The sequence below is a fragment of the Streptomyces sp. NPDC058653 genome, from assembly GCF_042716895.1.
In the GTDB taxonomy this organism is placed as follows: Bacteria; Actinomycetota; Actinomycetes; order Streptomycetales; family Streptomycetaceae; genus Streptomyces.
On sequence record NZ_JBHXRM010000004.1, the window covers coordinates 12,070 to 24,744 of the forward strand.

8 protein-coding genes are annotated in these 12,675 nt (G+C 70.4%); 3 read left to right on the top strand and 5 right to left on the bottom strand.

Features of this window, described 5'->3' with window-relative positions:
* Positions 1–355 precede the first annotated feature (355 nt).
* Together ACFWU9_RS04855 and ACFWU9_RS04860 are read left to right on the top strand one after the other, a co-directional pair.
* A complete protein-coding gene (locus ACFWU9_RS04855; protein ID WP_384314937.1) occupies positions 356–658 on the top strand; it encodes a hypothetical protein in 303 nt (100 codons plus the stop codon).
* A 245-nt stretch (positions 659–903) separates the two neighbouring features.
* Entirely contained in the window at positions 904–2,589 is a 1,686-nt protein-coding gene (locus tag ACFWU9_RS04860; protein ID WP_384314938.1) for a discoidin domain-containing protein, read from the top strand.
* A 180-nt stretch (positions 2,590–2,769) separates the two neighbouring features.
* Here the strand turns inward: ACFWU9_RS04860 and ACFWU9_RS04865 are convergent, their stop codons facing one another.
* Positions 2,770–5,787 carry a family 16 glycoside hydrolase gene (locus tag ACFWU9_RS04865; protein ID WP_384314939.1) on the bottom strand — a complete coding sequence of 1,006 codons (3,018 nt, stop codon included), beginning with the start codon at positions 5,785–5,787 and terminating at the stop codon, positions 2,770–2,772.
* Between the two features lie 504 nt (positions 5,788–6,291).
* Between ACFWU9_RS04865 and ACFWU9_RS04870 the strand changes: the two genes are divergently transcribed.
* A complete protein-coding gene (locus ACFWU9_RS04870) occupies positions 6,292–7,509 on the top strand; it encodes an exo-alpha-sialidase (RefSeq protein WP_384314940.1) in 1,218 nt (405 codons plus the stop codon).
* A gap of 49 nt (positions 7,510–7,558) precedes the next feature.
* Here ACFWU9_RS04870 and ACFWU9_RS04875 read toward each other — a convergent pair whose 3' ends face one another.
* The 4 genes from ACFWU9_RS04875 to ACFWU9_RS04890 form a co-directional block, all read right to left on the bottom strand.
* Complete coding sequence (locus ACFWU9_RS04875) at positions 7,559–8,494, bottom strand: dihydrodipicolinate synthase family protein (RefSeq protein ID WP_384314941.1); 936 nt, start codon at positions 8,492–8,494, stop codon at positions 7,559–7,561.
* 141 nt (positions 8,495–8,635) lie between these two features.
* Complete coding sequence (locus ACFWU9_RS04880) at positions 8,636–9,691, bottom strand: oligopeptide/dipeptide ABC transporter ATP-binding protein (RefSeq protein ID WP_384314942.1); 1,056 nt, start codon at positions 9,689–9,691, stop codon at positions 8,636–8,638.
* Positions 9,688–11,688, bottom strand: coding sequence for a dipeptide/oligopeptide/nickel ABC transporter permease/ATP-binding protein (locus ACFWU9_RS04885; protein ID WP_384314943.1), 2,001 nt, complete (start codon positions 11,686–11,688; stop codon positions 9,688–9,690). Before ACFWU9_RS04885 ends, ACFWU9_RS04880 begins: the two co-directional genes overlap by 4 nt.
* A complete protein-coding gene (locus ACFWU9_RS04890; protein ID WP_384314944.1) occupies positions 11,688–12,647 on the bottom strand; it encodes an ABC transporter permease in 960 nt (319 codons plus the stop codon). The genes ACFWU9_RS04885 and ACFWU9_RS04890 overlap by 1 nt, the downstream gene beginning before the upstream one ends.
* Positions 12,648–12,675 lie beyond the last annotated feature (28 nt).

The window sequence follows — 12,675 nt, forward strand, 5'->3', positions numbered from 1 at the left end:
ACAAGGGTGTGCGTACGGTGGGTCGACCGCGGATCGACGCGGAATCAGGCGTTCGTCACGGACGTCCGGGACCGGCCGCGCAGCCGGCGCCGGGCGCCGCGAGACACCAGGATCACCTCGTACCGTGCCGGGGGAACGACAACAGCGGTGCGGTCACGCATGGCTGGTCTCCCCTCAGTGGTCACGGCGCGCGCCGGGACGAGGTGTACGGCGCGAGTTCGTGGTGAGTGTACTGAGCGGGGTGCGACGACCGCACCGGTTTTTCGGCGGCGGACACGCGGGCCCGGCCGGTGATCGCATGGCGCGCCGCCGGGACAGCAGGGCTGGTACGGCTCTCTCGGGGTAGGCGCGGGACATGGCCACCACCATCCCGGAGTCCGGGACGAGCCGGTATCCGCTGACCGAGGACCAGGCCGGAATGCTGACCTGGGTGCGATGGGTGTACGCGGGGATGGCCGTCTTGGCCGCCGCGCACCTCGCCGCCGCGCTCTGGTCCGGAGACCCCGGCGGACAGACACTCCGCACCGCCACGATCGGCGTGCTCGCGTTCCCCGTCCTGATGTTCCTGTCGCACCGTCAGCTGCGCCGTCACCGGGCGGCGTTGGAGCGATCACGGCGCTCCGCTCTCCGAGCCGGGTGGGAGATCCGCCGCCGATGAGCTGACCGTTCCGCGAATCCACCCTGGGCGGCGGTAATTTCGCCCCACTCTCAGGATCATGACGTGGATCGGTCAATAATTTCCAGTCCCCTGTCTTGCCCGTGGACTGTCATGTCCCTACGTTGTGGGGGGCCGCACCGTGCGCCGGGACGCGCGCGGCGCCGCCACGTACGACGTACTCCGCATGCCGCCGCATGCCGCTCTTCCCCGCACCTCCACACGCAGAGCCGATTGCGAGGAACCCCGTGGCACTTTCCAGACGCACCGTCATCGCGTCCGCGATAGCCGGCGCCGGAGCGGCGGCAGGCCTGGCCGCCCAGACCGGCACCGCCCAGGCGGCCGCCTCCCCACCCGGAGACGTCGTCGGCAAGATCACCGTCGGCTACCAGGGCTGGTTCGCCTGCTCCGGCGACGGCGCGCCGATCAACGGCTGGTGGCACTGGTCGCAGAACTGGGGCCAGTCGCCGTCCCCGAGCAACACCGCGATCGTGAGCTGGCCCGACGTACGGGACTACACCCACACCTACCGGACGGCCTACCCGGCGCTCGGCAACGGACAGCCCGCCTCGCTGTTCTCCTCGTACGACCAGCAGACCGTCGACACCCACTTCTCGTGGATGCAGCAGAACGGCATCGACACCGCCGCCCTCCAGCGCTTCAACCCCAACGGCGGCGAGGGCGCGACCCGCGACGACATGGCGGTGAAGGTACGGAGCGCGGCCGAGAAGTACGGCCGCAAGTACTACATCATGTACGACGCCACCGCCTGGACGAACATGCAGCCGGAGATGAAGGCGGACTGGCTCGCCAAGATGAAGGCGAACATCGAGTCCCCCGCCTACGCCCGGCAGAACGGCAAACCGGTGGTCGGCATCTGGGGTTTCGGCTTCAACGAGCCCAACAAGACCTGGTCGGCCGCCGTCTGTCTGGACGTCGTCAACTGGTTCAAGGCGCAGGGGTGTTATGTGATGGGCGGCGTGCCCACCCACTGGCGCAGGGGCATCGAGGACTCACGGCCCGGATACATGGACGTGTACCTCGCGTTCGACATGATCTCGCCGTGGATGGTCGGCCGGATCGGGGACATCGCGGGCGCCGACAACTTCTACGCCAACGTCAACACCCCCGACCAGGCGCACTGCGACGCCAACGGGATCGACTACCAGCCGTGCGTGCTGCCCGGCGACCTCCAGTCCGGCCACCGCGCGCACGGCGACTTCATGTGGCGGCAGTTCTACAACATGTGCCGGATCGGCGTGCAGGGCATCTACATCTCGATGTTCGACGAGTTCAACGAGGGCAACCAGATCGCCAAGACCGCCGAGACGTCCGCGCACGTCCCGGTGGGTTCCGGCATACGGGCGCTGGACGAGGACGGCACGGCCTGCTCGGCGGACTACTACCTCCGCCTCACCGGTGACGGAGGCCGGATGCTCAAGGGCCAGCTTGCGCTGACGCCGACCCGCCCGACACCGCCGGTCGTCGGCGGCGGCGACCCGAACCCGCCGACCGGCGACCTCGCGCTGCGCAGGGCCGCGAGCGCGAGCAGCCAGACGCAGAACTACGGGCCGGGCAACGCCGTCGACGGCAACGCGGGCAGCTACTGGGAGAGCGCCAACAACGCGTTCCCCCAGTGGATCCAGGTCGACCTCGGCTCCGCCCTGCCGGTCCGGCGGCTCGTCCTGTCGCTGCCGCCGAACCCCGCCTGGGGAGCCCGCACCCAGACGCTGTCCGTTCTCGGCTCCACGAACGGGACGAGCTTCAGCACGCTGAGCGCCCCGGCCGCCCGCGTCTTCGACCCGGCGAGCGGGAACACGGCGACGGTCACCCTCGCGTCGGCCGCGTCCGCCCGGTACGTACGGGTGCAGATCACCGGCAACACCGGCTGGCCGGCGGGTCAGCTGTCCGGGCTGAGCGTCTACGCCGAGTGAGTCCGGGCGGCGGCTGACCGGCGGGCCCGACCCGGCGCGGGCCGAGGGGCGCTCACGGCGTCGAGCTGACGACAGCGGGTGGAAAGCCCTCACCCCCCGGCCGTGACCGACCGGGGGGTGAGGGAGCGTGGACCGTCCGGAGGGGGACGGCCCGGAGGAGGGCCGTCCGGACCGGGCCGGTTACGACAGGGGCTCGATCCAGATGTTGCGGTAACGCACCTTGTTGCCGTGGTCCTGGAGCCGGATGGCGCCGTTGGCCGTGGTCTCCGGCGCCCCGTTGCCCGTGGGACCGTCGACGGCCACGTCGTCGTGGACGACCTTGCCGTTCCACACGACGGTGACCCGCGCGTCCTCCGTCTTCTTCCCGTCGGCGCCGAAGCGGGCGCCGCGGAAGGTGATCTCGTACGTCTGCCAGGTCTCCGGCGCCGTCGAGGCGTTGAGGTCCGCCGCCTTCTTGGTGTAGATCGCCGCCGCCTCGTTGTCGGCGAGCTTCTCCACACCGAACGAGTCGAGGATCTGGACCTCGTACCGCTCCTGGAGATAGACGCCGCTGTTGCCGCGGTCCTGGCCGGTCACGTCCGGCGGCAGCTGCGGCACCCGGAACTCGACATGCAGCTTGAAGTCCTTGAACGCCTGCTTGGTGCGGATGTCACCGCAGCAGACCTCCATGGCCTCGTCGGCGGCCGACGGCCAGCGGACGTCACTGCCGTCGATGTGCTGCCACTGCGACCGGTCCTTCCCGTCGAACAGCGTGATGCGGCTGTCCTTGGGATGGACGGTGATCAGGTCGAGATTGACATGGCCCGTGTCGCCCTCGTCGTACCGGTAGGCGATCGTGTTGGCCCCGCGGCTCAGTGGCAGCGACTCCGTCACCGTCGACCAGCCGGTCCAGGGACCGGTGCTGGGCAGGACCGTCTGTTTCATCTTGCGGCCGTTGACGTAGACGCTCACCGTCTTGTCGCCGACGAACGGGTTCGGGCCGTTGGCGTACCGCAGCCCGACGTCGTACTTGCCCGCCTTCGTCGTCGTCACGTCGAACGTGGTGGTGGCGCCCTGTGTCCCGTAACTGTCGACGAAGCCGCCGCCCGAGTGGCCCGCGTGCTCGGTGTCGACCCGAGCGCCGCCGGTCAGCGCGGCCTCCTCCGCCTCGTAGAGCGTCTTCGGCGTCTCGTCGCCGACCAGCGAGTTGAGGGTGTACCAGGCCTCGGTGCTCCACAGCGTCTCGCCGTCCGCCGAGCCGAAGGGGCGCGGCGAGCGGATGTGCACCACACGGTTGGACTTGAGGCCGTCGATCGCGAGGGTGACCTTCCTGCCGTCGGCGGACACGGTCGCCGACCGGACCGGGAGGGTCTCCTCGTCGATCTTCGGGCCGCCGTAGTCCGGTGTCGGCGCGTAGTACCACTGCTTGACCTCGTACCGCTCGACCAGTTCGGCGACGGTCTCGGCCGAGAGCGGCTTGGTGTACTCCAGCTCGAAGCCGCCCGGCTTGGCCCGCATCGCCAGGATGTCGAAGGCGTCCTCGCCGTTGGGCGTCAACTTCTGGAGGCCGTAGGAGAGTTTGCCCTCCTGGCCCCAGTTGCCGCCCGCGCCCAAGCCGCCGGCGTAGATCGCGCCGTCCGGGCCCATGCTGATCCGGTTGACACCGGCTTCGAGTCCCTGGGTCATGCGGAAGACCGCGCCCTGGTACTCGCCCTTGACCTTCTCCAGATACGCGCGCTGGATGCCGCCGTAGGTGACGTCGCCGAAGACCATCTGCCCGGCGTACGGTCCTTCCTTCAACAGCAGCGGCGTGCTGGGGGAGTTGGCGATCTCGTTCTGCGGCAGCCACAGCACCGGCTTGGTGACCGGCTTGGCGTCGAACGGCCCGGCGGGGTTGGTGTAGTGGTTGAAGAAGCGGTCCTGCTTGATGTGGACCAGCTTCGACGAGGGCAGCCAGCCGCCCTGGTTGTCGGTCACGAAGATGTCGCCCTCGGGGCCCCAGCCGATGCCGTTGGGCGTCCGCAGACCACCGGCGACATAACTGACCTCGCCGGTCTCCTTGTTCACCTTGATCGTGGAGCCGCGGTTCTTCGCGGGCTGCGGATCGGTCGTCGCGCCGCCCTGGTTGATCGCGACCGAGAGGTTCAGATAGAAGAAACCGTCCCGGTAGAGCAGCCCGAACGCGAACTCGTGGAAGTTCCCGCCGTGCGGCCAGGTCGCGACCTTCCGGTAGGTGTCGGTGACATCGTCCCCGTCGGTGTCCTGGAGCTCCGTCAGCTCGTGCTTTTGCGACACGTACAGCGAACCGTCGACGTACTTGATGCCCTGCGGCTCCTTGAGGCCCCCGGCGATCTTCTTGGCCTTCACCCTGTCGGGGCCCGTGCTGCCCGTGACCTCGCTGAGTAGGTAGACCTCGCCGGTCAGATTGTCCGTACCGCCCCAGGTGGTGACGGCCAGCCGACCGTCGGGCAGCCAGTCCATGGCGGTGACCTGCGGTTCGAAGCCGCTCGGCCGGAGGTCGGTCAGGGTGTATCCGGGGTGCACGCTGTTCAGGGGAAGGCCGTCGCCGGGCGAGTCCCTGACGCCCTCGCACTCCTTGCGGCCCGGCGCCGTCACCCGTACGACGCCGGCGTCCGTGCTGAGAACGGAGTTGGGCACGACGGCGAAGCCGGAGGCGCCCGGGGGCCGCCACGCCAGGGTGATGTTCTGGCCGCCGGTGCGGTCGAAGTGATCGATACGCAGGGAGTGGTAACCGGCCGTCAGGGTGACCGTGCCGTCCTTCGGGTCGGCTCCGTGCAGACCGTCGTGGTCGATGACGATCTGATCGTCGATCAGCAGCCGCGAACCGTCGTCGCTGGTCAGCCGGAAGGAGTAGGAACCGTTCTGCGGAACGTCGATGTTGCCGATGACCTGCGACACGAAGTTGTCGCCGATCCCGCCGAAGTCGTCGGTGGACGACCAGTCGATCGTGGGCATCAACTTGTCGACGTTCGGGGTCTGTCCGGGTTTCAGAACACAGATCTTCTCCAGCGGCACCTGCACGTCGAACACGCGCAGCGTGACCCCCGGCTCCTGCGGCGGCACCTCACGGGTGACGGGGTCGGCCGCGACGGGATCGGCGGCGGTGGCCGGGGTCGTCATGAGGCCGGTGGCAAGGAACGAGACGGCGAGCAGACTGAGCAGACATCTGCGCAGGCGGCGGCCCGGTCTTTGATCCATTCTTCCTCCTGGCACTTCGCGCACCGGGAGGAAAGAACACCCTGGGCCCTGGGCGGAGTGCACCGAGGGCAAGCCCTTCGAACCGGATGCGGAGGTCTGGCAACGGATGCGGATGCTGATGCGGACGTGGCGTTCTGTCGGTTCGCGGCTCGACTGATGACCTGTCATGTACGCCACCGGTCGACGTCGAGCGAAAGACTAGAGACTTCTGTCGGGACCGTCCATACTTTGTCACGCACGAGTGGAAAGTCCTCGTGCTGTCCCCACGGGGACTCGGCGGGGACTCACCGGGGACGCGCGGGTCGCGACACGGGCGCCGAGGGTCGGGGTGTGTGACTTTCCGTCAGAACGGCGCCGTCCGGGGTCCGGGAGCTTGGCCCGGAGCCCGTACCCCCCTCGGCGCGTGGGTGTTGCCGGGCCTCACAGGCAGCGGTAGATTCGCCGGACGTCCTACGTCCCATGTTCGGTCTGCCCGGCATGTCAGCCATAGGTCAGGGGAGAGCGATGGCCTTCACGCGCCGCCCGATCACCTTCGCCGCCGTCACCGGCCTCGTCGCGCTCGCCGTCACCGGCACCGCCACGGCCACCTCCGGCGCGCGGCCGTCCGCCTCCGGAGAGAGCTGCACCTCGTCCGTGCCCTACCGGGCCGGCGAAGCGGGCTACGACACGTACCGCATTCCGGCCGCCGTCAGGACCGGGGCCGGCACCCTGCTCGCCTTCGCCGAGGGCCGGGTGGGCGGCGCGGGCGACTCGGGAAGCATCGACGTGGTCCTCAGGCGCTCCACAGACGGCGGCTGCACCTGGGGCCCGCTCGGCGTCGTCGCGGCGGGCGACGGGGACACCCGGGGCAACCCGGCACCGGTCGTCGACCCCCGTACCGGCAAGATCGTGCTCGTCACCTCGTACAACAGTGGTCAGGTCACCGAGGCGCAGATCATGCGCGGTGAGGTGACGGCCGACCAGAGCCGCCGGGTCTACGCGCAGACCAGCGCCGACGACGGCCGCACCTTCTCCCGGCCGCGCGAGATCACCGCCGACACCAAGCTGCCCGACTGGCGCTGGTACGCCACCGGGCCGGGCCACGCGGTGGCGCTCACCAAGGGCCCCCACAAGGGACGCCTCGTGGTGCCGTCCAACCACTCGACCGCGCCGCCCGAGGGGTCGTCCGACACCGGGCAGGAGGCCAGGTACTACGGCGCGCACGCCATCCACAGCGACGACGGCGGACGTAGCTGGCAGCTCGGCTTCGTCGAGGCCGACTACGAGGGCGTGAACAACGCCAACGAGTCCATCGCCGCCCAACTCCCCGACGGGCGGCTCTACTTCAGCGCGCGCGACCAGAACGGCAGCAGCCCCGGCAACCGCCTCGACACCTATTCGAGCGACGGCGGCGAGAGCATCGACCGGGCGTACGCCGTACAGCCGACGCTCGGTGAGACTCCCGTCGTGCAGGGCACCGTCCTGCAACTGGCGGGCCCCGACGGCGCGTTGCTGTTCGCCGGTCCGTCCGTGCCGACCGCGCGCCGATCGATGGCGATCTGGAGCAGCGCGGACGCGGGGGCGTCGTTCACCAAGGCGGTGACCCTGTCCACGCGGCCCGCGGCCTACTCGGACCTGGTCCAGCCCGACCGGCGCACCGTGGGAATCCTCTACGAGACCGGGGTCACGGGCGCGTACGAGACCATCGAGTTCCGCCGCATCCCCGTCGACGAACTTCGCTGAGCCGAACCCGTCCGGCGGGGCGCGGCGGACGCGCCCCGCCGGACAGGACCTAGAGCAGCCCCGCGCCCGCGAGGTACTTGCCGACCAGTTCCACCTCGTCCGGGGAGAGCGGGATCTGCGGGGCGGCCGTCGCGGGGCAGTCGATGACGCCCCGCAGATGGAGCGCCGTCTTGAAGGCGCCGAGCGCCGACGACCCGCGGCCCATCCGGGCCGGATCGCCCACGTCCACCATCCCGAACAGGCCGCACAGCCGCTCCTGTTCGGCCCTCGCGCGCTCCCGGTCGCCCGCGGCGCAGAGCCGGTACAGGCGTACGTAACCCTCCGGGTCGACGTTCCCCAGCCCCGGCACCACCCCGTCGGCGCCCATCGCGAGCGCGCTGTCCACGGTCAGTTCGCCGCCGGTGAGCACGGTGAAACCGCTGATGTCGTCACGGGCGCGGGCGCCCAGGATCACCGAGCGGAGACCGCCCTCGTCGCCCGAGGAGTCCTTGAGGCCGACCAGGACGTTGTCGGCGGCGAGCTCCAGGACGAGGTCGGTGCCCAGCTTGGAGTGCACGGACCCCGGCAGGTCGTACGCGAACAGGGGGAGTGGCGTCGCCTCGGCGATCAGCCGGAAGTGCCGGGAGATCTCTGCGGGGTGGGTCCTGGTGTAGAAGGGCGCCGTGGCGACGATCGCGTCGGCCCCGGCGGCGACGGCGGCCTTGGCGTGTTCGAGCACCCGCAGGGTCGCCATGTCGATGGCACCCGCCAGGACCGGGACCTGGCCCGCCACATGGCCGACCACGGTGTCGAGAACGGCCTTGCGGTGCCCGTCGGGCAGGAAGGCCGCCTCCGAGGAGGAGCCGAGTACGAACAGACCGTGCACTCCGGCCGTCAGCAGATGATCGACGAGCCTGACGAGCGACGCGGTGTCCACCTCGTGGTCCGGTGTCAGGGGCGTGCAGACGGGCGGGACGACACCGGTCAGCGGGGTGGGAATCGTCATCGGGATCCTTCCGTGGATTCCTCCGCCGCCGGGCGGGGGAGGAAGGGGACTTCTGCGGGGTGCCGGTACCGGTACGCGACCGGGGCGGACACCCGTAAACTACCCGAAATCGGGAATCCCCCTGCTCGTGGACGGGACACGTCAGGAAGGCTCCTTCGCGGCCACGGCGGCCTGGGTGACGAGGTCCCGGGTCGACTGGCCCTCGTCCACGGGGTGGTGGCAGCGGAAGCGATGCTCCCCGCCGGCCTCCCCGCCCGCCTCCCCACCCGCCTCCGTGAAGGCGGGCATCTCCCCGGCGCAGCGGTCGTCGGCCTTCCAGCAGCGGGTGCGGAAGGGACAGCCGCTCGGTGGCCGGGTCGCCGAGGGGACGGGACCGACCAGCGGAATCGGCTCGATCGGGCCGAGCAGCCCCGGGGTCGCCGAGAACAGGGCCCGGGTGTACGGGTGCCGGGCGCGGCCGGGCACCGCGTCGGCGGGGGACTCCTCCACGATCCGGCCGAGATACATGGTGACCACGCGGTCGCTCATCCGGCGCACGGTCTGGATGTCGTGCGAGACGAAGAGCAGCGCGAGCCCGAGGCGCTCCTTCAGATCGAGCAGCAGATTGAGGATCTGCGCCCGCACCGACACGTCCAGGGCGCTGGTGGGCTCGTCGGCCACCACGAGTTCGGGTTCGAGCGCGAGCGCGCGGGCGATCGCCACCCGCTGTCGCTGGCCGCCGGACAGCTGCCCGGGCAGCGCCTCCGCGAGCACCTCGGGCAGCCCGACCAGGGACATCAACTCCCGCACCCGCGCCTCCCGTTGGGCCGGTGTGCCGCGCCGGTGGACATCGAGCGGGTCCCGCAGGATCCGCCGGACCGGAAGCCGCCGGTTCAGGGCGGTCGAGGGGTCCTGGAAGATCATGCCCGCTCTGCCGCCGATGGTGGCGCGCCGCTCCGCGGCCGGCATGGACCACAGGTCCCGGCCGCGGAACGACACCGTCCCCGAGGTCGGGCGCTGCACGCCCATCAGGACCCTGGCCAGGGTCGACTTGCCGCATCCCGACTCACCGACCAGGCCCACCGTCTCGCCGGCCGAGACGGTCAGGTCCGCGCCGGTCAGGGCGTACACCCGGTCGCGGGAGAACAGTCCGCCGGAGCGCGCCCGGTGCACGACATGGGCGTCGGCGAGGGAGATCAGCGGCTGAGGAATGGTCATGTGACGGCCTCGCTTCCCCTGGGTCCGGGCACGGTCGGGGTGACCGCGGGATGGTGACAGGCCGCCGAGTGCCGGCGCCCGGCGCCGAGGAGCTCCGGCGCCGTCGTCCGGCACACCTCGTCGGCGAGCGGGCACCGGTCGGCGAACCGGCAGCCAGCGGGGAAGTCGGCGGGGGAGGGCACGACACCCCTGATCTGGGTGAGGCGGTCCGCCGCCGACTCCAGTGAGAGCACCGACCCGAGCAGGCCCCGGGTGTAGTGGTGGGCCGGTGCCTCGACGAGGTCCGCGGTCACGCCGGTCTCGACGATCTGGCCGCCGTACATCACCACCACGCGGTCCGTGACGTCCGCGACGAGGGCGAGGTCGTGCGAGACGAGGATCAGGGCGAAGCCCAACTCCTCGCGCAGCCGGAGGAGGAGCTCGATGACCTGGGCCTGGACGGTGACGTCCAGGGCGGTGGTCGGTTCGTCGGCGACGATCAGCCTCGGATCGCGGGAGAGCGCCATGGCGATCAGGACGCGCTGGCGCTGGCCGCCGGACAGCTCGTGCGGGTAGCTGCGCAGGGTGCGGTCCGGGTCGAGACCGACCAGGTCGAGCAGCTCGGTGGGAGAGCGCCGGCCGCCCCTGCGGACGACCTGCCTCAGCTGTGCGCGGATCGTCATCGCCGGGTTCAGGGAGGACAGGGCGTCCTGGTAGATCATCGCCATGTCGTGCCCGAGGAGCCGTCGCCGGGTGCGCGTCGGCATTCCGAGCAGCTCCCGGCCGTCGAAGGTGATCCGGCCGCCGACGCGCGCGCCCTTCGGCTCCAGGCCCATCACGGTCAGGGCGGTCAGCGACTTGCCGCAGCCGGACTCGCCGACCAGGCCGAGGACCTCGCCGGGGCGCACGTCGAAGCTGATTCCGTCGACGATGTCGACGCCGCCGTGCCGCCGCTCGAAGCCGATCGCCAAGTCCCGCACCGTCAGAATCGGCTCACCGTGCGGGAGTTGTCGCGCCCGTTCACGCAGTCGGGCGGCCGCCTCGGTGAGGCCCGGCAGGTCGAGCACCGTCCCCGAGCCCGCCTCCGGGGCCTCCAGCCGGTCCTCGGCCGCCGCCTTCCGCGCCGGTACGTCACGCGCGGCGGGCGCCGCCCAGGCGTCCGACACACCCTCGGACAGGACGTTCAGGGCGAGCACGGTGATCAGCATCAGCAGGCCCGGGAACACCGTCGCCCACCAGCCGCCGATCAGGACCATGTCCTTGCCGTCCGCGATGACGCTGCCCCAGGACGGGTCGGGCGGCCGTACGCCCGCGCCGATGAAGGAGAGCGAGGCCTCGAAGACGATGGCCTCGGCGACCTGCACGGTGCAGAACACCAGGATCGGCGCTGCACAGTTGACCGCCACGTGTCTGAGCACGATATGCGGGGTCCGGGCGCCGATGACGCGTTCGGCCGTCACATAGTCCTCGCCGTACTGGTCGAGCACATTGGCCCGTACGACGCGTGCGATGGGTGGTACGTAGAGGAACGCGATGGCGCAGATCAGCACGGTGATACCGCCGTTGAACACGGAGATGAGCACGGCCGCGAGCGCGATACCGGGGAACGCCATGACGACATCGAGACAGCGCATCAGGGTCTCGTCGACCGCCTTGCGCGAGGTCGCCGCGACCGCGCCCAGCACCGCGCCGACCACCAGGCCGAGCAGGGTGGCCCCGAGGCCGATGGCCAGCGACCACCGCGCCCCGTACATCAGCCGGCTCAGGATGTCGCGGCCGAGGCTGTCCTGGCCCATCCAGTGGTCCGCGGACGGATGTCCGGTGCCGTCGGTCTGCGCGACCTGGTCGAGCGGATCGTGCGGTGCGAGAAGCGGTGCGAACACGGCCATCAGGACCACGACCGCGAGGACGCCCAGGGAGATCCGGGACAGCGGCGGCAGCCGGTCGAGGCCTCGCACGCGCATCCCGGGCCGGGACATCCTTCGGGTGAGTTCCTTGCGCGTCAGGACCGTCGGCATCAGGCGGCACTCCTCATACGCGGGTTGACCAGGAGATGGAGGATGTCGATGGCCAGGTTCACGATCACGAAGCCGACGGCGGTGGTGATCACCACACCCTGGACGACGGCGGGGTCGCCGTTCTTGACCGCGTCGATCATCAGCTTTCCCATGCCCGGCAGCGAGAAGATCGTCTCGATGACGACGGCCCCGCCGAGCAGATAGCCGACCCGCAGACCGAGCACGGTCAGCGGGTTGATCAGGGCGTTGCGCAGCACATTGCGGCCGACCACGACGACCGGCGGCAGCCCGCTGCCGATCGCCGTGCGGACGTAGTCCTTGTCGAGCTCCTCGACGACAGCGGTGCGCACGATACGGGTGAGCTGGGCGGCCACCGGCAGGGAGAGCGCGAGCGCCGGCAACGTCATCGTCCTGAGCCAGCCGCTGAACGAGTCGGCGGGATTGACGTAACCGCCCGTCGGGAACCAGCCCCGGCCCACGGCCAGGTACTGGATCATCAGGAGCGCCAGCCAGAAGCTGGGCGCCGCCACCCCGGTGAGCGAGACGACCCGGATGATCTGGTCGAGCGCCCGGTCGCGGTGGATGGCGGCGGTCACGCCGAGGACGAGCGAGAGCACGACCGCGATCCCGAGGCCGAGGAAGGTCAGTTGCAGGGTGAGCGGCAGCGCGGTCGTGACCTGGTCGAGAACCGGGGTCCGCACCAGCACACCGGTGCCCAGGTCCCCCCGCAGCAGCTCACCCACGAAGGCGACGTAGCGGACGGGCAGCGGATCGAGCAGCCCGTTCTCCTCGCGGAACCGGTGCAGTTGCTCGGGAGTGGGGTTGGCGCCCTGGAAGAACGCCGACGCCGGGTCGCTGTCCGAGAACCGCATCACGAGGAAGACGAACAGTACGATCCCGAGCATCAGCGGGACCAGCAGAAGGATTCGGCGGGCCAGGATTCTGGCGATCGCGAGCACGTACGGCTCCTAAACCGGGTTGGCCGGG

Bases quoted from the DNA above. Each gene is read 5' to 3' on its own strand.
- ACFWU9_RS04875 (WP_384314941.1), bottom strand. From the start codon at position 8,494: ATGACGATTCCCACCCCGCTGACCGGTGTCGTCCCGCCCGTCTGCACG.
- ACFWU9_RS04885 (WP_384314943.1), bottom strand. From the start codon at position 11,688: ATGCCGACGGTCCTGACGCGCAAGGAACTCACCCGAAGGATGTCCCGG.
- ACFWU9_RS04880 (WP_384314942.1), bottom strand. From the start codon at position 9,691: ATGACCATTCCTCAGCCGCTGATCTCCCTCGCCGACGCCCATGTCGTG.
- ACFWU9_RS04870 (WP_384314940.1), top strand. From the start codon at position 6,292: ATGGCCTTCACGCGCCGCCCGATCACCTTCGCCGCCGTCACCGGCCTC.
- ACFWU9_RS04865 (WP_384314939.1), bottom strand. From the start codon at position 5,787: ATGGATCAAAGACCGGGCCGCCGCCTGCGCAGATGTCTGCTCAGTCTG.
- ACFWU9_RS04855 (WP_384314937.1), top strand. From the start codon at position 356: ATGGCCACCACCATCCCGGAGTCCGGGACGAGCCGGTATCCGCTGACC.